19 protein-coding genes are annotated in these 21,860 nt (G+C 73.3%); 13 read left to right on the forward strand and 6 right to left on the reverse strand.

Translation table 11 applies throughout. The features are described from left to right. The 4 genes from ACTIF1_RS15265 to ACTIF1_RS15280 all read left to right on the forward strand — a co-directional run. Positions 1-1,331 (forward strand): sensor histidine kinase (locus ACTIF1_RS15265; RefSeq protein WP_439597299.1); only part of this gene is annotated, 1,331 nt, incomplete at its 5' end. Positions 1,332-1,335: 4 nt separating this feature from the next. Then, positions 1,336-1,734: a response regulator transcription factor gene (locus ACTIF1_RS15270; RefSeq protein WP_439597300.1), complete on the forward strand. Its 399-nt coding sequence runs from the start codon at positions 1,336-1,338 to the stop codon at positions 1,732-1,734. After that, positions 1,724-3,130 carry a sensor histidine kinase gene (locus tag ACTIF1_RS15275; protein WP_439597301.1) on the forward strand — a complete coding sequence of 469 codons (1,407 nt, stop codon included), beginning with the start codon at positions 1,724-1,726 and terminating at the stop codon, positions 3,128-3,130. Before ACTIF1_RS15270 ends, ACTIF1_RS15275 begins: the two co-directional genes overlap by 11 nt. Continuing rightward, on the forward strand, positions 3,127-3,747 hold the full coding sequence (locus tag ACTIF1_RS15280; RefSeq protein ID WP_439597302.1) for a response regulator transcription factor: 621 nt from the start codon (positions 3,127-3,129) through the stop codon (positions 3,745-3,747). Before ACTIF1_RS15275 ends, ACTIF1_RS15280 begins: the two co-directional genes overlap by 4 nt. 48 nt (positions 3,748-3,795) lie before the next feature. On the opposite strand, the gene ACTIF1_RS15285 is transcribed toward ACTIF1_RS15280, so the two are convergent. Together ACTIF1_RS15285 and ACTIF1_RS15290 are read right to left on the reverse strand one after the other, a co-directional pair. Further along, positions 3,796-4,632 (reverse strand): alpha/beta fold hydrolase, encoded by an 837-nt coding sequence (locus ACTIF1_RS15285; protein ID WP_439597418.1) that lies wholly within the window; start codon positions 4,630-4,632, stop codon positions 3,796-3,798. Between the two features lie 413 nt (positions 4,633-5,045). Then, positions 5,046-5,681: a calcium-binding protein gene (locus ACTIF1_RS15290; protein WP_439597303.1), complete on the reverse strand. Its 636-nt coding sequence runs from the start codon at positions 5,679-5,681 to the stop codon at positions 5,046-5,048. Between the two features lie 223 nt (positions 5,682-5,904). On the opposite strand from ACTIF1_RS15290, the gene ACTIF1_RS15295 reads away from it, so the two are divergent. Continuing rightward, positions 5,905-7,182: a cytochrome P450 gene (locus ACTIF1_RS15295; protein ID WP_439597304.1), complete on the forward strand. Its 1,278-nt coding sequence runs from the start codon at positions 5,905-5,907 to the stop codon at positions 7,180-7,182. On the opposite strand, the gene ACTIF1_RS15300 is transcribed toward ACTIF1_RS15295, so the two are convergent. After that, positions 7,127-7,642 carry a DUF1127 domain-containing protein gene (locus ACTIF1_RS15300; RefSeq protein WP_439597305.1) on the reverse strand — a complete coding sequence of 172 codons (516 nt, stop codon included), beginning with the start codon at positions 7,640-7,642 and terminating at the stop codon, positions 7,127-7,129. The genes ACTIF1_RS15295 and ACTIF1_RS15300 overlap by 56 nt on opposite strands. Further along, a complete protein-coding gene (locus ACTIF1_RS15305) occupies positions 7,602-7,883 on the reverse strand; it encodes a winged helix-turn-helix transcriptional regulator (protein WP_439597306.1) in 282 nt (93 codons plus the stop codon). The genes ACTIF1_RS15300 and ACTIF1_RS15305 overlap by 41 nt, the downstream gene beginning before the upstream one ends. A 144-nt stretch (positions 7,884-8,027) precedes the next feature. Here ACTIF1_RS15305 and ACTIF1_RS15310 point away from each other — a divergent pair, with 144 nt between their 5' ends. After that, on the forward strand, positions 8,028-8,354 hold the full coding sequence (locus ACTIF1_RS15310) for a nuclear transport factor 2 family protein (RefSeq protein ID WP_439597307.1): 327 nt from the start codon (positions 8,028-8,030) through the stop codon (positions 8,352-8,354). Then, positions 8,354-9,142: an SDR family oxidoreductase gene (locus ACTIF1_RS15315; protein WP_439597308.1), complete on the forward strand. Its 789-nt coding sequence runs from the start codon at positions 8,354-8,356 to the stop codon at positions 9,140-9,142. The genes ACTIF1_RS15310 and ACTIF1_RS15315 overlap by 1 nt, the downstream gene beginning before the upstream one ends. Here the strand turns inward: ACTIF1_RS15315 and ACTIF1_RS15320 are convergent. Continuing rightward, complete coding sequence (locus ACTIF1_RS15320) at positions 9,106-10,503, reverse strand: ATP-binding protein (protein WP_439597309.1); 1,398 nt, start codon at positions 10,501-10,503, stop codon at positions 9,106-9,108. The genes ACTIF1_RS15315 and ACTIF1_RS15320 overlap by 37 nt on opposite strands. Continuing rightward, complete coding sequence (locus tag ACTIF1_RS15325; RefSeq protein WP_439597310.1) at positions 10,500-13,349, reverse strand: ATP-binding protein; 2,850 nt, start codon at positions 13,347-13,349, stop codon at positions 10,500-10,502. Before ACTIF1_RS15325 ends, ACTIF1_RS15320 begins: the two co-directional genes overlap by 4 nt. Before the next feature lie 295 nt (positions 13,350-13,644). Between ACTIF1_RS15325 and ACTIF1_RS15330 the strand changes: the two genes are divergently transcribed. From ACTIF1_RS15330 to ACTIF1_RS15355, 6 genes are all read left to right on the forward strand, one after another. Next, complete coding sequence (locus ACTIF1_RS15330) at positions 13,645-16,194, forward strand: ATP-binding protein (protein ID WP_439597311.1); 2,550 nt, start codon at positions 13,645-13,647, stop codon at positions 16,192-16,194. A 111-nt stretch (positions 16,195-16,305) separates the two neighbouring features. Then, the gene (locus ACTIF1_RS15335) at positions 16,306-16,659 is read left to right on the forward strand and encodes a hypothetical protein (protein ID WP_439597312.1); all 354 of its coding nucleotides are present in this window, start codon (positions 16,306-16,308) and stop codon (positions 16,657-16,659) included. Between the two features lie 42 nt (positions 16,660-16,701). Then, complete coding sequence (locus ACTIF1_RS15340; protein WP_439597313.1) at positions 16,702-17,481, forward strand: alpha/beta fold hydrolase; 780 nt, start codon at positions 16,702-16,704, stop codon at positions 17,479-17,481. A gap of 153 nt (positions 17,482-17,634) precedes the next feature. Then, the gene (locus ACTIF1_RS15345; protein ID WP_439597314.1) at positions 17,635-18,390 is read left to right on the forward strand and encodes a response regulator; all 756 of its coding nucleotides are present in this window, start codon (positions 17,635-17,637) and stop codon (positions 18,388-18,390) included. Continuing rightward, the gene (locus ACTIF1_RS15350; RefSeq protein WP_439597315.1) at positions 18,390-19,316 is read left to right on the forward strand and encodes a cytochrome-c peroxidase; all 927 of its coding nucleotides are present in this window, start codon (positions 18,390-18,392) and stop codon (positions 19,314-19,316) included. Before ACTIF1_RS15345 ends, ACTIF1_RS15350 begins: the two co-directional genes overlap by 1 nt. Continuing rightward, entirely contained in the window at positions 19,313-21,709 is a 2,397-nt protein-coding gene (locus tag ACTIF1_RS15355) for a two-component system VirA-like sensor kinase (RefSeq protein WP_439597316.1), read from the forward strand. The genes ACTIF1_RS15350 and ACTIF1_RS15355 overlap by 4 nt, the downstream gene beginning before the upstream one ends. Positions 21,710-21,860 lie beyond the last annotated feature (151 nt).

A 21,860-nucleotide genomic window follows, 5' to 3' on the forward strand; every position in this document is an offset into this window, starting at 1 on the left:
TGGCGCCCGGCCTGCTGGCCGGCGTCGCGCTCGCCCAGGCCTGGCAGGCCGGCGCCACGCCCATGGGTGGCCTCGCGGCGCTGGCGGGCCTCGCCTCGGCCCTGGCCGGCGGCGCGCTGGCCCTGCGCCAGCTGCGGCGGGCCGCGGCGGCGGAGGCGGCGCGCCGGGCGATCTTCGAACGCGCCGGCATCTCCCTGTGGCTGGAGGACTGGACCGCGGTCGGCGAGGCCGTGCTGGCGCTGAAGCAGGCCGGCATCCACGACATGCGCGCGCATTTCACCCAGCATCCCGAACAGGCGCGCGCGCTGCGCCAGCAGGTGCAGGTGCGCGACGTGAATGCCTTCACCGTGGAGATGATGGGCGCGCCGGGGAAGGAGGCCTTCATCGGCCCGCTCGCCCGCATCCTGCCCAATACCGACAGCACCTTCATCGAATGGCTGGTCGCCTTCGCCGCCGATGCGCCCTTCTTCCGCTCCCAGGCGCATATCATCCGGCCCGACGGCAGCGCGCTGGATACGCTGTTCGTCGCGGAGCTGCCGGACAGCCTGGAGGGATTCCGGGACATCATCGTCTCCTGCATCGACATCACCTCCTTCAAGGCGGCGCAGGCGCGCCTGGTGGCGGCGGAGACCGAGATCGCGCGCGCCGCCCGCATCACCACCATCGGCGCGCTGACCGCCACCATCTCGCATGAGATCAACTCCCCCCTCTCGGCCATCGTCAGCAATGCGGAGGCCAGCCTGCGCTGGCTGCGCCGGCCGGTGCCGGACCTGGCCGAGGCGCAGGCGGCGGTGGCCGATGTCATCGCCGATGCGACGCGCGCCCGCGACGTGGTGGCCCGCACCCGCGCCTTCCTGAGCAATTCGCCGCGCCGTGGCGACCCGATCGACCTGGCGGAGACGGCGCGCCAGGCCATCCTGCTGGTGGAGCGAGAGTTGCGCAGCCTCGGCACCTCGCTGCATTTCAATGCCGAGGCGGGCCTGCCGAAGGTGCTGGCGGATCCCATCCAGATGCAGCAGGTGCTGGTCAACCTCATGGTCAACGGCGCCCAGGCGATGGTGGACTGCGCGGGACCGCGCGACCTGACCGTGACCCTGCGCCGGCAGGCGGGGCATATCCTGGCGGAGGTGCACGACCACGGCATCGGCATCGAGCCGGAGCGCCTGCCGCGCATCTTCGATCCCTTCCACTCGACCAGGGCCGGCGGCATGGGCATGGGCCTCGCCATCTGCCGGAACTGCATCGAGGGCCATGGCGGACGGCTCTGGGCCACCAGCACGCCGGGGGCCGGCACCACCTTCCATTTCACCTTGCCGGCGCCCGGACCCTAGCGCATTGCCCATCCCTCCCCCTTCCGGCGCCAGCGGCGCCCCGCTGGTCGCCATCGTGGACGACGACGATGCCATCCGCGTCGCGCTGTCCCGGCTGCTGCGGTCGCTCGACTACCAGGTGCGCGCCTTCGACAGCGCCGAGGCCTTCCTCTCCGAAGGCGGCGGCACCGCCGCCGGCTGCCTGGTCACCGATGTGCAGATGCCGGGCATGAGCGGGCTGGAATTGCAGCGCGCCGTGCGGCTGCGCTGGCCGGCCCTGCCCGTCATCGTCATCACCGCCTTCCCCGAGGAGGCGGTGCGGGAACAGGCGATGGCCGCCGGCGCGCGGCATTTCCTGAGCAAGCCCTTCGATGCCGGCACCATCGCCCATTGCCTGCAGGAGGTCATGGGCCATGGAGGGTAGCCTGGGCGCGCCGCGACGTGGCACCGGGGCCTGGGGCGGCTGGCCTGGCCGCGCCGGGGAAGGGCTGCGCCGCGCCGCGCCCCTGCTCGGCCTGGCCTGCGCGCCGCCCGGCCTGCTGCTGCTGCAGGACGGGCAGGCGGCGGCCGGCGGCGCGGTGCTGGCGGCGGGCATCGCCCTGAGCTCGGCCGCCGCGCTCTGGGCCGGCGGGCCGAAGGCGAAGTGGCCCAGCTCGAACGGGCCGGAGCCGGACAGCGCTGGCATCTCGATCTGGATCGAGGACTGGACGGAGGTGGGCCGCAGCCTGGCCGAGCTGCACCGCGCCGGGCTCGATATCCCCGCCCATTGCGCCGCGCATCCGGAGCTGGTGGAGCGCCTGCACGCCACCATCCGCATCATCGACGTGAACGATGCGACGCTCGGGCTGATGGGTCTGGCCGACAAGCGCCTGCTGATCGGGCCGCTGCAGCAGGTGGTGCCGGCCTCGGCGCAGACCGTGCCGCGCTGGATCGCGGCCATGGCGCGCGGGGAGCGGGTGTATCGTTCGGAAAGCCGCATCACGCGGGCGGACGGGGAGCAGCGGGACTGCCTGGTCACCGCGCTGCTGCCGCAGCGGCCGGAGGACTGGGCGCGCATCGCGGTCAGCGTGGTCGATATCTCCGACTACAAGGCGGACCAGGCGCGGCTGGCGCGGGTGGAGCGCGAGCTGGCGCGGGCGACGCATGCCGCGACGGTCGGCGTGGTCACCGCCTCCATCGCGCATGAGGTGAAGAACCCGCTGGCGGCGGTGGTGACCAATGGCGAGGCGGCGCTGCGCTGGCTGCGGCGGCCGGAGCCGGATCTCGCCGAGGCCGAGCAGGCGATCGGCGCCGTGGTGGCCGATGCGCTGCGGGCGCGGGACGTGGTGGACCGCACGCGGCTGCTGCTGAGCAATGCGCCGCTGGCGCCGCTGCGCCTGCACCTGGCCGAGGTGGTCCGCGATTCCGCCGCGCTGGTCGATGCCGAACTGCGCGCGGCCGGCGCCCGGCTGTCCATCCACATCGCGCCGGAGACGCCGCATGTGCGGGCGGACCTGTCGCGGCTGCGGCAGATCGTCACCAACCTGCTGGTCAATGCCGCGCAGGCGATGAGCCAGGCGCCGGAGCCGCGCGAGATCACCGTGCGGGCCATGGCGCAGGAAGGCTGGGTGCGGGTGGAGGTCGCCGATACCGGCGCCGGCATCGCCAGCGAATCGCTGGGCCGCATCTTCGAGCCCTTCTACACCACCAAGACCGGCGGCATCGGCGTCGGCCTCGCCATCTGCCGCGCCTCGGTCGAGGCGCATGGCGGGCGGATCTGGGCGACCAATGCGGACCAGGGCGGCGCCGTGATCCACTTCACCCTGCCGGTCGCGCCGTGAGCCAGGGCCTGATCCACCTGGTGGAGGATGACGCCTCGCTCTCTGCGGCGCTGCGCAGCCTGTTCCGCTCCACGGGCCTCGAGGTCCGCAGCTATGCCTCCGGCCGCGCCTTCCTGGCCGCGGTGCCGGCGCCGGAAGTGCCGAGCTGCATCGTGCTGGACGTGCGCCTGCCGGATATGAGCGGGCTCGACCTGCAGGAACAGCTGCAGACGCTGGGCATCCGCCTGCCGGCGATCCTGATGAGCGGGCATGGCGACATCCCGATGTCGGTGCGCGCGATGAAGGCGGGCGCGGTGGACTTCCTGACCAAGCCCTTCCGTGACCACGAGATGCTGGCCGCCGTGGAGCTGGCGCTGGAGCGCGACCGGACGCGGCGGACGACGGAGCACGACCTGGATGCGCTGCGCCTGCGCTACGCCAGCCTGTCGCTGCGGGAGCGGGAGGTGATGGCGCTGGTCGCCGCCGGGCGCATGAACAAGGAAGTGGCTTTCCAGCTCGGCCTCAGCGAGATCACGGTGAAGATCCACCGCGCGGGCGCGATGCGGAAGATGGGCGCGCGGTCGCTGGCGGAGCTGGTGCGCCTGGCCGCGGCGCTGGACGCGCCGCCGGCCGAATGACGCCGCCGCCCTGCGCGGGCGGCGGCGCCATGCCGGATCCCCTGCGAATCAGCCCTTCACGAAGGCCAGCAGGTCGCGGTTCAGGACATCGGCATTCACGGTGAGCATGCCGTGCGAGAAGCCCGGATAGGTCTTCAGCGTGCCGTTCCGCAGCAGCCTGACGCTCAGCCGCGCCGAATTGTCGATCGGCACGATCTGGTCATCCTCGCCATGCAGCACCAGCGTCGGCACGGTGATGGCCTTCAGGTCCTCCGTCTGGTCGGTCTCGGAGAAGGCCTTGATGCCCTCGTAATGCGCCTTGGCGCTGCCCATCATGCCCTGCCGCCACCAGTTCTGGATGACGCCCTGGTGCACGGTGGCGCCCGGCCGGTTGAAGCCGTAGAAGGGGCCTGCGGGCACATCGAGGAACATCTGCGCCCGGTTGTCGGCGACGCCCTTGCGGAAGCCGTCGAAGACCTCGATCGGCAGGCCGCCGGGATAGGCCGCCGTCTTCAGCATGATGGGCGGCACCGCGCTGACCAGCACCGCCTTGGCGACGCGGCCGGCCGGCTGGCCGTGCTTCGCGACATAGCGCGTCACCTCGCCACCGCCGGTGGAATGGCCGATATGCACGGCATTGCGCAGGTCCAGATGCTCCGCGACCGCGAAGGCATCCGCCGCGTAGTGGTCCATGTCATGGCCTTCGCTGACCTGGGCGGAACGGCCATGGCCGCGGCGGTCATGCGCCACAACGCGGAAGCCCTGGCCCAGGAAGAACAGCATCTGCGTGTCCCAGTCGTCGCTGGACAGCGGCCAGCCGTGATGGAACACGATCGGCTGGGCATCCCTGGGGCCCCAGTCCTTGAAGAAGATGTCGACGCCGTCGCGGGTGGTGACATAGGGCATGCTGGTCGGTCCTTCTGGGTTGGGTCTGGTGGTGGCGGCTTCGGGGCTGCGCGGCAGGCCGGCGGAGAGCGCGAGCGCGGCCACGCCCAGGCCGATCGCGTCCCGCCGGGTCGGCAGGAAGACGCTGCCCGGCAGCGGGTCTTCGGCAGGCATTCCGGGTCCTTTCAGTGTCCCCCGGCCAGGCGGGACACCTTCGCGGTGGCGCCTGCCGGGGATCACGCTGCGACCCTAGGCGCCCGCCGCGGGTGCCAACCATTATGCGTGGAGATAGGGGGACCGACCCGAAAGTGAGACGCAGGCCCGCGCCCGCCGGCTTGGCGCGGCACCGCGGCGGCGCATGCGGAAGGCGCGACCCCGCCCTGTGGCGAGGCCGCGCCATCCCGCCAGGTCCCGCGCCGCCGCGAGAGCCGCGGTCAGCCCACCCTGATCTGCTCGATGCCGAAGAAGCGCATGGTCTCGCCGCCCACCGTGATGCTGCCGGAGAAGGTGGCCGGATTGCCCTGCGCATCCGTGAAGGTGACCACGTTGTTGGTCACCACCATCTGCAGGCCGGATCCCTCGACCGTCAGCGCGCCGAGCAGCGCCTCCATCCCCATATTGGCCACGCTCAGGCTGTCGCGGCCCTCGCCGCCCTGGAACTGGTCGTTGCCGTCGCCCGGCGCCCAGATGAAGCTGTCGTCGCCCGCGCCGCCGAAGGCCAGGTCCGCCGCGCCGTCATGCGCGCCGCCATCGAGGAAGTCGTTGCCCTCCTCGCCCTGCAGCTGGTCCGCGCCGGACCCGCCGTTCAGCGTATCCTGGCCGGCGCCGCCGAAGGCCAGGTCGTTGCCCGCGCCGGTGTGGATGAAGTCGTTCCCTTCGCCGCCATAGCCCTGGTCGTCACCTTGGCCGGTGCCGATCACGTCATGGCCGCCCTGGCCGAAGATGACATCGGCCTCCGCCGTGCCCGCCAGGGTATCCGCGCCCTCGCTGCCCTGGGTGAAGGCCCCGCCCACCACCTTGTTCAGCGTGGCCTCGTCGATCTTGCTGGAAGACAGCTTGCCGGAAGACATGACCAATTCCCTCCTCTGGTTTCACCTGGAGGGATTTAGCCATGCGGAGGATCGTTAAGGAAGCAAGATGAGCCTTTCGGCCGCATAGGCCCCGCCTATGCGCGGGCCGGACGCGGGGGTGGCGCAGGGCCCTGCGCATTGCACCCGTAGCCCAGGGCGCGGCGCCGGAAACCTGCGCGTCATCGCGGGGCGGCATCACGGCTCTCCACCGAGGAGCCCGCCCATGCCCCCCATCCCCACCAGCCCGAAGACCGCGGCGCAATACGAGACCGAGCTGGCAGCGCTGCCGGTCGAGGCGCTGGACGTGGCGCAGCCCGGGCTTTTCGAGCTCGGCCTGGCGCCGCGCTACCTGGAACGCCTGCGGCGGGAGGCGCCGGTGCATCGCTGCGCCCAGGGCCTCTACGGCACCTACTGGTCCATCACCCGGGCACGCGACATCGAGGCGGTGGAGCTGGATCACGAGACCTTCTCCTCGGAGCATGCCCATGGCGGCATCACCATCCTCTCGCATCCGGAGGATCCGCAATTCCTGCCCTCCTTCCTCGCCATGGACCCGCCGCGGCACACGGCGCAGCGCCAGGCCGTCGCGCCAGCCTTCACGCCGGATCGCCTGGCCGCCATGGCGCCGCGGCTGCAGGCCTGGGCGGCGGAGATCCTGGACGGGCTGCCGATCGGCGAGACCTTCGACTGGGTCGACCGCGTCTCGGTCGAGCTGACGGCACGCGCCCTCGCCCTGCTGCTGGGCTTCCCTGAGGCGCGGTGCCGCGAGCTGATCCGCTGGTCGCAGGCCATCGTGGCGCTGCCCGGCAGCCCGGGCTTCCCGACGCTGGCGGAGAAGATGCGCGTGCTGCAGGACTGCCTCGACAGCTTCGATGCGATCTGGGAGCAGCGGCTGCGCGCGCCGGAGGGGGAGGACCTGCTGTCCCTGCTCGCCCGCTGCCCGCGGACCCGCGCCATGCCGCGGGCCGAAGTGCAGGGCAATATCCTGCTGCTGATCGTGGCCGGCAACGACACCACGCGCCACAGCCTCAGCGCCAGCGTGCTCGCCTTCGATCGCTTCCCGGGCGAATGGGCGAAGCTGCGCCGGCAGCCCGCGCTCCTCACCGGCCTGGCGCCCGAGATCCTGCGCTGGCAGACGCCGGTCGCCCATATGCGCCGCACCGCCATGCGGGATGTCACGCTCGGTGGCCAGCGGATCCCGAAGGGCGGGAAGGTGATCCTCTGGTATCTCTCGGCCAATCGCGACGCGGCCCTGTTCGCGCAGGCCGATGACTTCATCCTGGATCGCGCCAATGCCCGCCGCCACTTCGCCTTCGGCGCCGGCATCCATCGCTGCCTCGGCGCCCGCCTGGCCGATCTGCAGATCCGCACGCTGTGGCAGGCGGTGCTGGACCGCTTTCCAAGGATCGAGGTGGTGCATCCGCCAGTGCGAACCGCCTCCACCTTCATGCACGGCTTTGCCGAATTGCGCGTCCGCATCGCGGCACGGCACGCGGCATGAGGAATGCGACGGCGGCGCGGCCGCAGCTCCGCGCTGCCGCGCGACGGCACAGGCGTGGATGCGGAAGCGCCCCCCTGGCGCGGGGCGGGCGGCCCCGCCCGCCCGCCTCCACCTCCCACCGCGTCAGCCCGATATCGGCCAGCATGTGGTCGCTGAGGCCCGCCAGTTCCTCCGCCGCCAGGCGCTGCCGGCGCCACTGTTCGATGCGGGCGCGGAGGAGCTGCCAGAGGGACCGGCGCGGGCTGGCGCGGGACAGGGAAAACGGCGCGGGATCGCGCTCGGGTCGACGCATGTGCATGCTGGTCCTGGCCTCATCCGATGGGGAGGAGGCCAGCCTGCGGCCCGGCGCTTGCCGCTTGATGTCAGGCGGCCGCCAAGCCGCTACGTCGGTAGCGGTCGGGCCGGCGTACCCGCGCGGCTCAGTCCCGCGGCGCGGCCTCGGCCCAGAGCAGCAGGGCATCCAGCGCCGGGCACAGCGCCTGGCCCCATTCGGTCAGCCGGTATTCCACCTTGGGCGGCACCTGCGGGTGGACGATGCGGGTCACCACGCCATCCGCCTCAAGTTGCCGCAACTGCTGGATCAGCATCTTCTGGGACACGCCAGGAATCGCGCGCTCCAGATCCGAGAAACGGCGGATCTGCCCGCCGAAAAGCTGAAACAGGATCAGCAGCTTCCAGCGGCCTTCCAGCACGCGGATCACGGTCTGTACGCCTTCCGCCGCGGATTCCGGCGTGTGGACGGGGCGCTTACCTTCGGGTGCGTGCCTTACCTTTTCGTCCGTTCTTGTCATTCCAGCGGCCCATGAACAGCTTGCCCGCACCACGACGAAGCCTGGAGAGAGCCCGTGATCGACGAACTGCCAGCCCCCATCGCCGCCTATATCCGCGCCAATGCCCGGCTGGATGCCGAGGCCATGCTGGCGCCCTTCGCCCCCGATGCCGTTGTGCGCGACGAAGGCGGCAGCCATTCCGGCCCGGCGGCGATCCGCGCCTGGATCGAGGCCGCGACCATCGCCAGCCGGGCGGTGTTTACGCCCGAGGCGTGGCATGCGGAAGGCGGCACCATCGTGGTGGAGGGGCCGACCGCCGGCGACTTCCCCGGCAGCCCGATCCGCTTCACCTTCCGCTTCGAACTGGCCGGCCGGGCGATCTCCGCGCTGGAGATCCGCTGATGGCCCGGGCCCCCGATCCGGCGGAGTTCGAGGGCCGCCGAATCCTGGTCACCGGCGGCAGCAAGGGCACCGGGCGGGCCACGGTGCGGCGCTTCCTGGCCGGCGGCGCCCGGGTGCTGACCGCAGCGCGCCGGCCGCCCGAGGCGGCCGAGGGCGCGCTCTGGGTCGCGGCCGACCTCAGCACCCCGGAAGGTGCGGCGACGCTGGCGGAGGCCGCGATCGCGCGCATGGGCGGCGTCGATGCCCTGGTGCACGTGCTGGGCGGTTCCTCCGCCCCCGGCGGCGGTTTCGCGCAGCTGGGCGAGGCGGAGTGGCGGGCCGAGCTGGAGCTGAACCTGATGCCCGCCGTGCGGCTCGATCGTGCGCTGCTGCCGGGCATGCTGGCGCAGCGACAGGGCGTGGTGATCCATGTCGCCTCCATCCAGAACCGCCTGCCCCTGCCCGAGTCCACCACCGCCTATGCCGCCGCCAAGGCGGCGCTGACCACCTACAGCAAGGCGCTGTCGAAGGAGGTGGGGCCGCAGGGCGTGCGGGTGAATGTCGTCTCCCCCGGCTGGATCCATACGGAGGCGGCAGAGGCGCTGCTGCAGCGCCTTGCCGCGCAGCATGGCGGCAGCATGGCGGCGGCGCGGGAGGGGGTGCTGCAGGCGCTGGGCGGCATCCCACTCGGTCGCCCGGCGGCGCCGGAGGAGGTCGCGGAGCTCATCGCCTTCCTGGCCTCCGACCGGGCCTCGGCGATCCATGGCGCGGACTATGTCATCGATGGCGGCACCATCCCGACGGTCTGATGCGCTGCATCGCCCCCGCCTCTCCCTGCATCGGCCAGCAATTCGCGCGCGCGGGCGCGCATGGGGTGCAGCAGGCGCCAAGCCGCGCCGGCCTCATCGTCCTCGCGAAGCAGAAGGGATTGCCCGGCCAGGCCGGCGATGCCGCCGATCACCGCCTCCTCCCCCAGGTCATCGCCCGCCAGGGACAGGGCCTCCTCCAGGGTGAAGCGGCCTGGGAAGACGCCGAGCCGGCGCAGCAGCCGCCGCTCCGGCTCAGCCAGCCGCGCGATGCTCCAGTCCAGCGCCGCCCGCAGGCTGCGGTGGCGGGGCGGGGCGCTGCGCTGGCCGCTGCCCAGCGACAGCAGATGCGCCGGCAGCCAGGCGCCGACCGCCGCGATGCCGAGGCGGGAGGCACGAAAGGCGGCCCATTCGATGGCCAGCGGCAGGCCATCCAGCTGCCCGCAGATCGCATCGATCATGCGGAGCTCCTCCGCCCCGGCGACCGGTGGCGCGCCCGCCTGGCGCATCCGGTCGAGGAACAACGCCCGGTCGGGGGCCTCGCCGGGCAGCCTCTCCAGCGCCGCGACGCGCCAGACCTGTTCGCCGTCGATGCGCAGGATGCCGCGCCCGGTCACCAGGACCCGGATGCCGGCACAGCGGGTCAGCAGCAGATGCACCAGCCGCGCCGTCTCGGCCACCACGGGGTCGCAGCCATCCAGCAGCAGCAGCGCGCGCCGGCCCGCCAGCGCCGCTGCCAGCGGCTCCGCCTGCCAGGCCGAGCCATCGCCGGCCGGCCGCAGCACCTCCGCCAGCGCCTGCGGCACCTGCCGCGCCTCCGCCAGCAGGGTCAGGTCCACCAGGAAGGGCGGCAGCCCGGCTTCCTGCGCGAAGCCGCGCGCCGCCTCGATCGCCAGGCGCGTCTTGCCGATGCCGGGCGCGCCGGTCAGCGTGACCAGCCGGTGCTGGCGCAGCAGGGCGATGACGCCGGGCAGCGCCTGCTGCCGGCCATGCAGCCCCCCCTCCGCCGGCGGCAGGTTGCCACCCTCAGCCGGCGCGGCCGCGGGACATGGCCGCCAATGCCCGTCGAGTTGGTAGCCGCGGCCGCGCAGGGTCCGCAGCAGCCCGCGCTCCGCGCCGAAGGCATTGCGCAGGGCCAGCACATGCACTTCCAGCGTATTCGCCTCCACGCGGATCCCAGGCCAGGCCGCGCGCATCAGCTCGGCGCGGGAGACGGGCGCGCCGGCGCGGTCCAGCAGCACTTCCAGGATGGCGAAGGCGCGCTGGCCGAGCAGGATGCGCCGGCCATTCGCCCGCAGCTCGCGCCGCGCCAGGTCGATCTCCCAGGGCCCATGCACATGGGTCGCCGGGCCCGACCGGCTCACGCGCCGGCCGTGGCGGCGGGCTGCTGGTGCGGCGCGGATCGCCCCGCGGGGCCCTGCTCCGCCGCGCGCAGCAGGGCGCGCGCCGCCTGCACCTCCGGCCAGTCCGCGCCGCCCTGGATGCGCGCCAGCGCCGCACGCAGCGCCGGCAGCGCCCGCTGCGGCTCGCGCCGATGCAGGCGGCCGAGGCTGCCCGCGATGCGCAATTCCCAGAAGGCCGAGCCCTGCCGCCGCGCCAGGTCGAGCGCCGCCTCCAGCCCGGCCTCCGCGGCGGGCGCCAGCGCGGGGCGCCGCTGCGCCATCAGGCATTCCGCCTGCAGCCGCAGCAGCTCCGGCAGCATCCATCGCTCGCCCTGGCGGTCGGCCGTCGCCGCGGCCTCGGTGAGCAGCATGGCCGCGCGCGCATGATCGCCGCAGGCCAGCAGCGCCGTCGCCTGATGCGCCTGGTAGTAGCCGAGGTAGCAGCAGCGGCCGATGCTGCGCAGCGTGCCCAGCGTCGCTTCCAGCAGCGCCGCGCCGCCCGCCGGGTCGCCGCAGGCGGCCTGCAGCACGGCGCGCAGGCAGCGGATCTGCGCCGAGCCGAAGACGAAGCCGCGCGCATGGCAGAAATCGTCGCCGAGATCGGCGGCGACGCGGGCGGCCTGATGATCGCCGGCATGGATCGCGATGGGCGCCACGCCCAGGATCGCGGCGAACATCACATCGCCGCCGGTGCCGCTGGCGCTCGCGATGTCGAGCGCGGCGCTCGCCGTCCGCCGCGCCTGGTCCAGCTCGCCCCGCTGCCACTGCACCGACGCCAGCATCGCCTCGGTGTAGCCGCGCTGTTCGTAATGCATCCAGGTCAGCGGCCGCCCCTGCGGGCCGCAGGCGGCCAGCCGCCGCGCCGCGTCGAGATGCCGCGCCGCCAAGTGGTAGCGGCCAAGATGCCGATGGACATAGCCCCGCATGTTCTGCGCGACGAGCTGGTGCAGCGGCTGCCCGGTCCGCCGCGCGAGCGCCGCGAAGCGCGCCGCGCTGGCCAGCGCCGCGTCGTGGCGGTCCGAATTGGCCTGCTGGTTCCAGATGGCCCAGATGCCGAAGAGCTGCGCCTCCGAGTCCGGCGCCTGGTCCACCAGCCGCGCGAGCTCCGCCAGCAGCCCGGCGCTGTCCTCCGCCGGGGCGGCGTGGCGCTGCAGGATCAGCGTCAGCGTCGCCAGCAGCCGGATGCGCGTCGCGATGCCGGCGGCCGCGTGATGCGCCAGGGCGCGCTCGACGCGGCGCTGGCAATCCAGCGTCAGGCCCAGATGCAGCCAGACCGGGACGAAATCCGCCACCAGGCGCGCGCCGCGATCCGGATCGCCCCCCGTCCCGAACAGGGTCGCGATCGCCAGGTGCACATTCTCCAGCTCCCGCGCGCCGGCGGCGAGTGGCTCGGGCTGCGGCGCGCCGGCATTCCAGACTGCCTGGATGGCCGCGGCGAACCAGTCGGCGTGGCGCGCGGCCAGCACCCCGGCCTCCCCGTCCTGCTGCAGCCTTTCCCGCGCGAAGGCGCGCGTCGTCTCCAGGAAATGCCAGCGGGACGCGGGGGCGGCGGTGAAGTTCAGCAGCGACTTGCCGACCAGCCCCGCCACCGCCTCCTCCACCGCCTCGGCATCGAAGTCCGCATCGGCGGCGATGGCGCGGGCGGCCTCCAGGGTGAAGCCGCCGGCGAAGGCGGCCAGGCGGCGGAACACCAGCTGTTCCACGGGCGTCAGGAGATCGTGGCTCCATTCCAGCGTGGCGCGCAGCGTGGCGTGGCGGGGCGGCATGCAGCGGCGGTCCGCCTCCAGCAGGTGCAGCCGGCCATCCAGCCGCGCCGCCACCTCCCGCACCTCCAGCGTGCCGGCGCGGGCCGCGGCCAGCTCGATCGCGAGTGGAATGCCGTCCAGCTGCCGGCAGATCCGCGCGATGGCGGGCATCTCCTCGTCCCGCGCCGCTGCGCCCAGCATCGCCATGCGCGCGAGGAACAGCGCCACCGCGCCATGCCGGCGGATCGCCGCCGCATCCTCCTCCGCCAGCCGCGGCACATCGAGCGAGGGGACCCGGAAGGCGCGCTCATCCCGCGCGCGCAGCACCTCGCGGCTGGTGGCCAGGATGCGCAGGCCGGGACAGCGGCGCAGCAGCGTCTCCGCCAGCTCCGTCGCGGCGCCGATGACATGCTCGCAATTGTCGAGCAGCAGCAGGCAGTCCCGCGACTCCAGCAGGGACGCAACGTCGCCTGCCGTCACCTCGTGGCCGGTGAAGCCCTGGCCGAGGCTGCGCGCCACGGCCTGCGGCACCAGCCCTTCGTCGCTCAGCGAGGCAAGCTCGACCAGCCAGCAGCCGTCGCGGAAGCCGGGCGCGACCTGGCGCGCCACTTCGATGGCGAGCCGCGTCTTGCCGATGCCGCCGGCACCGATGAGGGTGACAAGGCGATGCTCCGCCAGCAGCCGCGCCACCTGGTCCAGCGGCTCCTCCCGCGCGATCAGCCGCGAGGTGGCCAGGGGCAGGTTGCCGGGCGGCGCGGCCGGGCCGGGTGCCGCCTCGGCCGCCGCGGTGGCGGTCCAGTCGCCGAGCAGGCGGTAGCCGCGGCCATAGGTCGTCTCCAGCAGGGCACGCTGCGCGCCCAGCGCCTTGCGCAGCGCCGCCACATGGACCTGCAGCGTATTGTCGCTGATCGCGGCCGCGCCCCAAACGGCGGCCATCACCGCATCCTTGCCGACCAGCTGCCCGGCCTGCCGCGCCAGGACCAGAAGGATGTCGAAGGCCGGTGCCGGCATTGCCACGGCGCGACCATCGATGCGCAGCTGGCGGGCCGCCGCATCCACGAGGAGGTTGCCGAAGCGGAGCATCAGCCGCCTGTAGCGATGCGACGACCGCGACAAAAGCCCCGCCGCCCGGGATTGCTGCGCAAGCTCGTCTCTCCTTGCCCTGGGCCGCCACGGCAGCGGCAGGCCTCCGCCGCTATCCTGGCCGCGCCGGCGGCCGCGTGTCCTGGTGAGGGCGCCAAAAACATCCGAATCTCACGATTCCGCGACGCCTGGGCGGCCAGGGCCGGCGGGCCGCGGGAGCGGGCGGAACATGCGCGGCCGGCATTGCCGCGCCGAACAAAGAAATGCAAAATTTTCCAAAGGGAGAGGCCCCGCCATGGCGGAGACCGCGACAGCCTTGGCCTTCGGCCCCTTCCACCTGGACCCGTTCCACCGGGCCCTGAGCGAAGGCGGCCGCGCGCTGCCGATCCGCGGCCGAGCCTTCGACCTGCTGCTGGCGCTGGTGGAGCGGCGCGACCGCGTGGTCGGCAAGGACGAGCTGATGGCGCTGGTCTGGCCCGGCCGCGTGGTGGAGGAAGGCAACCTCACCGTCCATGTCGCGGCCCTGCGCAGGCTGCTGGGCCGTGACAGCATCGCGACCCTGTCCGGCCGCGGCTACCGCTTCGTCGCGCCCGTCACCCTGCTGCCGGCGTCAGCGCCGCAGACGCCGGCCGAGGCCGCCCTGGCCGCGCCGCCAAGGGCGGCCCTGCCGCAACCACTGACGCGGCTGGTCGGCCGGACGGCCGAGCTCGACCGGCTGGCGGCGCAGCTGGGCGAGGCGCGGCTGGTCACCGTGGTGGGGGCGGGCGGCGTGGGCAAGACGCGGCTGGCCCTCGCCGCCGCGGAGCGTGCCGCCGAGCAGGCGGCGGCCGATGCCTGGCTGGCCGATCTCGGTCCGCTGGAGGATCCGCGCATGGTTGCGCCCGCCATCGCCGCCGCGCTGGGCCTCGATCCCGGCGGCGGGGATGCGCTGGGCGCCGTGCTGGCCTGCCTCGGCAGCCGGCACGGGCTGCTCCTGCTCGATGGTTGCGAGCACCTGCTGCGCGCCGCGGCCGATGCCGCGGAGGCGATCCTGCGCGCCTGCCCCGGCATGGCGATCCTGGCCACGAGCCGGGAGCCGCTGCGCGCGGAGGGGGAGCGGCTGCACCGGCTGCAGCCGCTGGACACGGCGGCCGCCGACTGCGTCCTCACCGCAGCCGAACTCGCGGACTACCCGGCCAGCGCGCTGTTCCTGGACCGCGCCGCGGCGGCGCTCGGCGGCTTCGCGCCCGAGGATGCGGAGGCCGCCGAAGTGATGCGGATCTGCCGGCGGCTGGATGGTCTCCCGCTGGCCATCGAACTCGCCGCGCCGGCGCTGCGGGCGATGCCCCTGGCCGAACTCGGCGCGCGGCTCGACCGGCATTTCGGCCCGCTCACCGCCGGGCGGCGCACCGCCCTGGCGCGGCAGCAGACGCTGCGGGCCACCATCGGCTGGAGCCTCGGCCTGCTGGAGCCCGCGGAACGCGCGCTGCTGCTGCGCCTTTCGGTCTTCGCCGGCAACTGGACCGCGGAGGCTGCCGCCTTCGTCGCCGGCGACCTGGCCGGCCATGCGGAGGAGATCGCCGGCCTGATCGCCGCGCTGGTGGACAAGTCCCTGGTGCAGGCCGACCTCGGCGGGGCGCAGGCGCGCTACCGGCTGCTGGACGCGACGCGCTACTACGCCGCCGAGCAATTGCCCGCGCCCGAGCTGGCGGCGGCGCGCGCCAGCCTGCTGCACTGGCTGCTGCAGGCCTATGAAAGCGCCGAGGCCGATTGGCCCTTCCTGCCCGATGACGACTGGTTCGCGATCCATGCGCCGCAGATCGAGACCCTTCGCGCCGCCCTGGCCTGGGCCTTCGGGCCGGGCGGCGATGCGCGGCAGGGCGTGCTGCTGGCCAGCCTGACCGAGCATGTCTGGGGCGAGCTCTCGCTGAAGGGCGAGTTGCGCGACTGGTTCGACCTGGCGATCGCCCATATCGATGCGACGACGCCGCCCGATGTGGCGGGCCGGCTCTGGCTCGGCCGCTGCGGCTGGCTCGCCCTGCGCGGGTCGGAGGCGCTGGAGGCCGCGCGCCGTGCCGTCGCGCTGTTCCGCGCCGCCGGCAGCCGCATCGATCTGGGGCGGGCGCTGTGGCGCCAGGCCTGGCAGCATGTGCTGGCCGGCGATGTCGTGGACGCCACGCCGCTGCTGGAGGAGGCGGAGGCGCTGCTGCGCGGCGGCCGGCCGAACAAGGCGCTCGTCTCCTGCCTCCGCGTCCGCTCCACCGCCTGGCTGCGCGCCGGGCAGCCCGCCGCGGCCGCCGCCGCGCTGGAGGAGGCCTTGGCGCTGGCCCGGCAGCTGCGCAGCCCGCGCGACGTGGCGCTGACGCTGGGCGGCCTGGCGGAGCTGCATTGCGCCGCCGGACGCATGGCGGAGGCGATCGCGGTGGCGCAGGCGGCGCTGGCCTCGCTCGGGCCGGGCCAGGCGCGCTCCGCCTGGGTGCAGCATATCGGCGGGGCCGAGGCCTCCTACCGCCTCGCGCTGGGCGATGTCGCGCAGGCCCGCCCCATCGTGGCGGAACGCCTGGCGGTCGCGCGGATGATGGGCCTGCCGCATGAGGTCGCGGCCAATCTGGAAAGAGCGGCGCTGATCGCGGCGATGGAGGGGCGGCTGGACAGCGCCGCGCGGCTGCATGGCCATGTCGAGCGGAACCATGCGCCGCGCGGCATCCTGCGCAGCTTCGGCTCCCAGGCCGTGCAGGACCGGCTGCAGGCTCTGCTGCATGCGCGGCTGGCACCGGCGGAACTGGCGCGGCTTGCGGCGCAGGGTGCCAGCCTGGACGAGGCGGCGATGGTGGCGGAGGCCGGCGGCATCCTGCGGCCGGCCTGACGCGGCGCCCCCACCGCTTCAGAATTCTTCAGCTTCGCACCAAGGATTGCCGCGCCGGCCCCTGCCATCCTGCCTTCGTCGGAACCCTGCACGCCAACGAAGGAAAACCAGATGTTCGCACAGCTTCGCATCGCCCTCACGGGCACCCTGCTCGCCACCGGCCTGGCCGCCGCCGATGCCGCGGCGCAGTCCTATCCGATCAGCCGCTGCAGCGGCGAGAATTGCGAGATCGACTACGGCCCGATGGGCCAGGCCACGCTGGTCGGCGGCGGCCGCGTGATGGTCTCCATGCCGGACGGCATGTCCGTCCGCATCGTGCACCTGGACACGATCTTCTCGCAGCAGCCGCGCCCCGGCTTCATCCCGATGTCGCTCGGCTCGGGCGAGGAGAGCAGCATCATCTACGTGCCGGCCGCGATGCTCGAGATGGCGCGGCGCGCCATGGCCGGCCCCGCCGCGCGCTGACCGCCGCCTGCGTCACCCGCCCCACAGCCAAGGATCCCCGCCATGACCACCACACGCCGCGACGTGCTGGCCGCCAGCGCCGCCGCCAGCCTGACCACCGCCGCCCAGGCGCAGACCACCCGGACCGCCGCGATGCCGCCGGCGCGGAACGTGGTGCTGGTGCACGGCGCCTTCGCCGATGGCTCCGGCTGGCGCCCGGTGTATGAGATGCTGAGCGCGCGCGGCTATCGCGTCAGCATCGTGCAGAATCCGCTGACCTCGCTGGCCGATGACGTCGCCGCCACGCGCCGCGTGCTGGACCGGCAGGATGGCCCGACCGTGCTGGTCGGCCATTCCTGGGGCGGCACCGTCATCACCGAGGCGGGCGTGCATCCGCATGTCGCGAGCCTGGTCTATGTCTCCGCCCTTTCCCCCGATGCCGGGGAAACCACGGCCCAGCAATATGAGGGCTTCGCGCCGCAGGCTGACTTCGTCATCGACACCACGCCCGATGGCTTCGGCTTCATCCGCGCCGACAAGTTCAAGGCCGGCTTCGCGGCCGATACGACCGACGCCGACGCCGCCTTCCTGCGGGATTCGCAGGTGCCCATCGCCATGTCGGCCTTCGGCACGCGGCTGACCCAGGCCGCCTGGCGCAGCAAGCCGAGCTGGGCCCTGATCGCGACCGACGACAAGGCCTTCGACCTGCGCATGCTGCGCCACATGGCCAACCGCATCGGCGCGCGGGTGACCGAGGTGCCAGCCAGCCACGCCGTCTTCTACACCCAGGCGCAGGTCACCGCCGGCGTGATCGAGGCCGCGGCGCGGCAGGCGGCGCTCTGACGAAGCACGGCCGCGCGGCGCGCGCCGGGCGATGACGATGGCAATCATCGCGGCGGCTCCCTGAAACGCGCCGGTAACGCGGCCGCAGCATATGCCGCAGCCAGCCGCCCCGGCGCCGCCCATGGCGGCCGGAGAAGCCAGGTCAGGATCCCGATGATGCTGCAGATGTTCGACGATCCGCCCCCGGGCGCCCCTGCCGCCGCCTGGTCGCCGCGCGTCCTGGTGGTGGACGATGATCCGGACATGCGCCGGATGGTCATAAACTTCCTGCTCGACAACGGCCTGCGCGCGACAGCCACGGTCGACCGGCAGGAGGTGGAGCGCCAGGTGGCACGGGAGGACCTGGCGCTGGTCGTGCTCGACCTGCGGCTCGGCGCGCAGAGCGGCCTGACGCTGCTGCGCGAGATCCGGGCGCGTTCCGACATTCCCGTCATCATCATCACCGGGGAGCGGCGGGACGAGGTGGATCGCGTGATCGGCCTGGAGCTGGGCGCCGACGACTATGTCACCAAGCCCTTCAGCCCGCGCGAGCTGCTGGCCCGCATCCGTGCCGTGCTGCGCCGCCAGGCGGCACATCCGAGGCCGAGCCGCGAGGCGATCCGGCACCGTTTCGCGGGCTGGATGCTGGACCGCCGCCTGCGGCGCCTGACCGCGCCCCACGGGGCGGAGGTGCGCCTGACCAAGGGCGAATTCGCGCTGCTCTGCGCCTTCCTCGATGCACCCGGCCGCCCGCTGGCGCGTGAGCATCTGCTGCAGGCCACGCGCGTGCATGAGGATGTCTTCGACCGCAGCATCGATGTGCAGGTCCTGCGGCTGCGCCGCAAGCTGGATGCGGGACGCCCCGCCAGCATGATCCGGACGGAGCGCGGCGTCGGCTATACCTTCGATGTCGCGGTCGAGCGCATCTGATGGCCGCGCGGCCGGCGATCCTGGCTGGCCTGCTTGTCCTCTGCGCCCTGGTGAAGCTGGGCGCGGCGGTCCTTCCCGCGCCCCGGGACCATCCCATCGGCATCCTGCCGCCCCTGGCGCTGGTCGACGAAGGCCGGCGCGCCCTGGGCGAAAGGCTCTTCGCCGATCCGCGGCTTTCCGGCGACGGCACAAGGTCCTGCGCCGGCTGCCATGACCTGCGCAGCAATGGCGCCAGCGCAAGGCGGCGCGACCTGGCCCCGGACGGAACCGAACTGCCGCTGAACACGGCGACCGTCTTCAATGCCGCGCTCAACTTCCGCCTGGGCTGGGAGGGGCGCGCGCGCAGCCTGGAGGCGCAGACCGAGGCGCTGCTGCGCAACCCCGCCATCATGGGCGCGGATCCCGAGGTGGTGCTGCGCCGCCTTTCGGCCGACCCGGCACTGGCGGCCGAATTCCGCGCGATCTATCGCCGCGAGCCGGACGCGCCGGCGCTGATCGACGCCCTCTCCACCTTCCAGCGCAGCCTGGTGACGCCGCGCAGCCGCTTCGATCTCTGGCTCGGCGGCGTGGAAGAGGCGATCACGCCGGCGGAGCGCGAAGGCTATCTGCTGTTCCGCTCCATCGGCTGCGCCGCCTGCCACCAGGGCGTGAACATCGGCGGCAATCTGTTCCAGTACCACGGCATCTTCCACGCGCTGGCGGCGCCGGAGCCGCGGATGCTGCGCGTGCCGAGCCTGCGCAACGTGGCGGTGACCGCGCCCTACTTCCACGACGGCAGCGCCGCGACGCTGGAGGATGCGGTGCGCGGCATGGGGCTCGCCCAGCTCAACCTGGTCATGGAGGAGGCGCAGGTCGCCGCCATCGTCGCCTTCCTGCGCAGCCTGACCGGCAGCTATCGCGGCGCCCCGGTCACGGCGCCACCATGAGGCGCGGCGGCCTGCCCTGGATGGGCGCCGCGCTCGTGCTGCTCACCTGGCTGCTGGCGCGCGGCTTCGCGGTGGACCATCGCGCCTTCGACGCCGCCATGCAGGCGCTGGATGAGATCGAGATGGCGGAGAGCGCGATCCGGCGCGACCTGCTGGCGGCGCGCGCCGGGCTGCTGCGCGACTACGATCCGCTGGTCGCCGCCCTGCGCCGGGTCGAGGCGGCGCGGCGCGCCTTGCAGGACGGGACGGCACCAGGCCTGCTGGAGCGGCTGCAGGCCTGGCACGAACGGCAGGAGGAGCTGGTCGAATCGATCAAGAGCGCCAATGCCCTGCTGCAGAATTCGCTGGCGCAGTTCGGCCGCCTCTCCATCCTGCTCTCCGCCCCCACAGACGGCACCCTGCCCGTCCCGGGTGCCGGGCGGCTGGGCGCGGCCATGCTGCACCTGACGCTCGATACCTCCCCCGCCGTGCTGCAGGAGGTGCGGCGCAGCCTGACGGATCTGCATCACGCACCGGCCTCCGGTGCCACCGTGGTGCCGGTCGCCGCGCTGATTGCGCATGGCTGGCTGCTGCATGACCTGCTGCCGCGCATCGATGCCCTGCTGCGCGCGCTGCATGCCCATGCCGGGGCGCCGGTGCGCCAGGCCATCGCCGCGGCGGTCGCGGCGGACCGCGCCGCGGCGGAATCGCAGGCGCGGCGCTACCGGCTGCTGCTCTATGCCTGCGCTGTGCTGCTGCTGGCGGGACTCGTGCTGCTCGGCATGCGGCTGCGCGCGCGGGCCGAGGCGATGCGGCGCCATGCGGCATTCCAGCAGATGCTGGCCCGGCTCTCCACGCGGTTGATCGGCACGCGGGCCGAGGAGACCGGGGCCGGCCTCGACCAGGCGCTGGAGGAAATCGCCCGGCGGCTGGGCGCGCAGTGCGCCTATCTGCTCGTCGAAGCGCGCCCTGCCGTCACGCATCTCTGGGATGCGGAGGGCCTGACGCGGGCGGAGGGATGGCGGGCAGCCGTCCTCGCGCTTGCCGCCGGCCAGGCGGCCTCGCCCGACGGATTGCTGTGCCTGCATCCCGGGCATCCGGATCTGCGCCGGCTTCCCGGCCATCCGCAGGCTTGGCTCGCCGCGCTGCGCCGGACGGAGGATGGGGTCCTCGCGATCCTGGGCTGCGAGATGACCCGCCCGGGCCGGATGCCGACGGCGCCGGAGCTGGCGCCGCTCGGCCTCGCGCTCGACGCGCTGCTCAACCTCGTCACGCGCGGCAAGCTGGAGCAGGAACGCGCCAGGCTCGCGGCAAGGGAGGCGGAGTCGCGGCAGATGCGGATCCTCGGCACCTTCGCCAGCGGCATCGCGCACAACTTCAACAATATCATCGGCGCCATCCTGGGCTTTGCGGAACTGGCGATGGCCGAAGGCTCCGCGTCGCGCATCGCCGATATCCGGCGCGCAGCCGAACGCGCGCGCGACCTGGTCGCCGATATCCTTGCCTTCGGCGGACCATCGCAGACACCGCAACAGGCGATCGAGCTGCGCGCCCTGCTGCGGGAGACCGAGGCGCTGCTTCGCGCGATGCTGCCCGAGACGGTGCAGCTGGCCTTCGCACTGATGCCCGACGCGGCGATGGTCTGGGGCGATGCGGCGCGGCTGCAGCAGGTGGTGGTCAACCTGTGCCGCAATGCCGCCCAGGCGATGGAGGGGCGCGGCAGGGTGGGCGTGCAGCTGTCCGCGCAGACGTTGCACGAGGAGCGCAGGCTGACGCTGGGCTTGCTGCGGCCCGACCACTATCTCCTCATCCGCGTGCGGGACGAAGGCGCCGGCATGGATGCGGCAACGCGGTCGCGCATCTTCGAGCCTTTCTTCACCACGCGGCAGGCCGGCCACGGCCTCGGCCTCGCCACGGTGCGGGAGATCGTGCTGGGGCATGGCGGGGGCATCGCGGTGCACAGCGCGCCCGGGGCGGGAAGCTGCTTCGAGGTGTGGCTTCCGCGCGCGATCGCGGCGGAGATCGCCAGTCACGACCTGCCGCGCGGCGAGGGCGAGCCGGTGCTGCTGCTGCATGCCGATGACCGCCTGCCGCGCGAGGAGGAACTGCTCGCCGAGCTGGGGTATGAGCCGCATGGCGTCTCCAGCCTCGCCGCCGCGCTCGACGTCCTGCGCGGCGCCACCGATGGTTTCGCGGCCGCCCTTCTGCTCGAAGGGAAAGCCGAGATGGCGCGCAGCCTGCGCCGCGCCGCGCCCGGCCTGCCCATCCTCCTCGCCAGCGCATCGCCGGTGCCCGGCTTCGACGGCATCGGCTGGCCGCTGCAGCCCGAAGACCTCGCCCGCCGCCTGCAGCAGTCCCTGCGCCGGGCCGCCCCGCTGACGTGTTGCGACCGTAGGCAGCCAGGGTCGCCCTGACATCGGGCGATCATGCAGGGCGTGGAAAAGGGCCGGCGCCAGGATGAGGAGCTGACCATGAACAAGATCACCCGCCACATCGCCGCTGCCACGCCGGGGCTGTCGCTGCCTCACGGCCGGCGCCGCATCACGAGCGCGGGAATCCGGCGTG

Origin of the sequence: Falsiroseomonas sp., from assembly GCF_051860665.1 — a bacterium.
Taxonomy (GTDB): Bacteria; Pseudomonadota; Alphaproteobacteria; order Acetobacterales; family Acetobacteraceae; genus Falsiroseomonas.

What these genes read in the sequence shown, in the direction of transcription:
- ACTIF1_RS15340 (WP_439597313.1), top strand. Translation starts at nt 16,702, where the DNA reads ATGACCACCACACGCCGCGACGTGCTGGCCGCCAGCGCCGCCGCCAGC.
- ACTIF1_RS15285 (WP_439597418.1), bottom strand. Translation starts at nt 4,632, where the DNA reads ATGCCCTATGTCACCACCCGCGACGGCGTCGACATCTTCTTCAAGGAC.
- ACTIF1_RS15355 (WP_439597316.1), top strand. Translation starts at nt 19,313, where the DNA reads ATGAGGCGCGGCGGCCTGCCCTGGATGGGCGCCGCGCTCGTGCTGCTC.
- ACTIF1_RS15345 (WP_439597314.1), top strand. Translation starts at nt 17,635, where the DNA reads ATGATGCTGCAGATGTTCGACGATCCGCCCCCGGGCGCCCCTGCCGCC.
- ACTIF1_RS15300 (WP_439597305.1), bottom strand. Translation starts at nt 7,642, where the DNA reads ATGCCCTGCTGCTCTGGGCCGAGGCCGCGCCGCGGGACTGAGCCGCGC.
- ACTIF1_RS15275 (WP_439597301.1), top strand. Translation starts at nt 1,724, where the DNA reads ATGGAGGGTAGCCTGGGCGCGCCGCGACGTGGCACCGGGGCCTGGGGC.
- ACTIF1_RS15330 (WP_439597311.1), top strand. Translation starts at nt 13,645, where the DNA reads ATGGCGGAGACCGCGACAGCCTTGGCCTTCGGCCCCTTCCACCTGGAC.
- ACTIF1_RS15335 (WP_439597312.1), top strand. Translation starts at nt 16,306, where the DNA reads ATGTTCGCACAGCTTCGCATCGCCCTCACGGGCACCCTGCTCGCCACC.
- ACTIF1_RS15350 (WP_439597315.1), top strand. Translation starts at nt 18,390, where the DNA reads ATGGCCGCGCGGCCGGCGATCCTGGCTGGCCTGCTTGTCCTCTGCGCC.
- ACTIF1_RS15315 (WP_439597308.1), top strand. Translation starts at nt 8,354, where the DNA reads ATGGCCCGGGCCCCCGATCCGGCGGAGTTCGAGGGCCGCCGAATCCTG.
- ACTIF1_RS15325 (WP_439597310.1), bottom strand. Translation starts at nt 13,349, where the DNA reads ATGCTCCGCTTCGGCAACCTCCTCGTGGATGCGGCGGCCCGCCAGCTG.
- ACTIF1_RS15295 (WP_439597304.1), top strand. Translation starts at nt 5,905, where the DNA reads ATGCCCCCCATCCCCACCAGCCCGAAGACCGCGGCGCAATACGAGACC.
- ACTIF1_RS15290 (WP_439597303.1), bottom strand. Translation starts at nt 5,681, where the DNA reads ATGTCTTCCGGCAAGCTGTCTTCCAGCAAGATCGACGAGGCCACGCTG.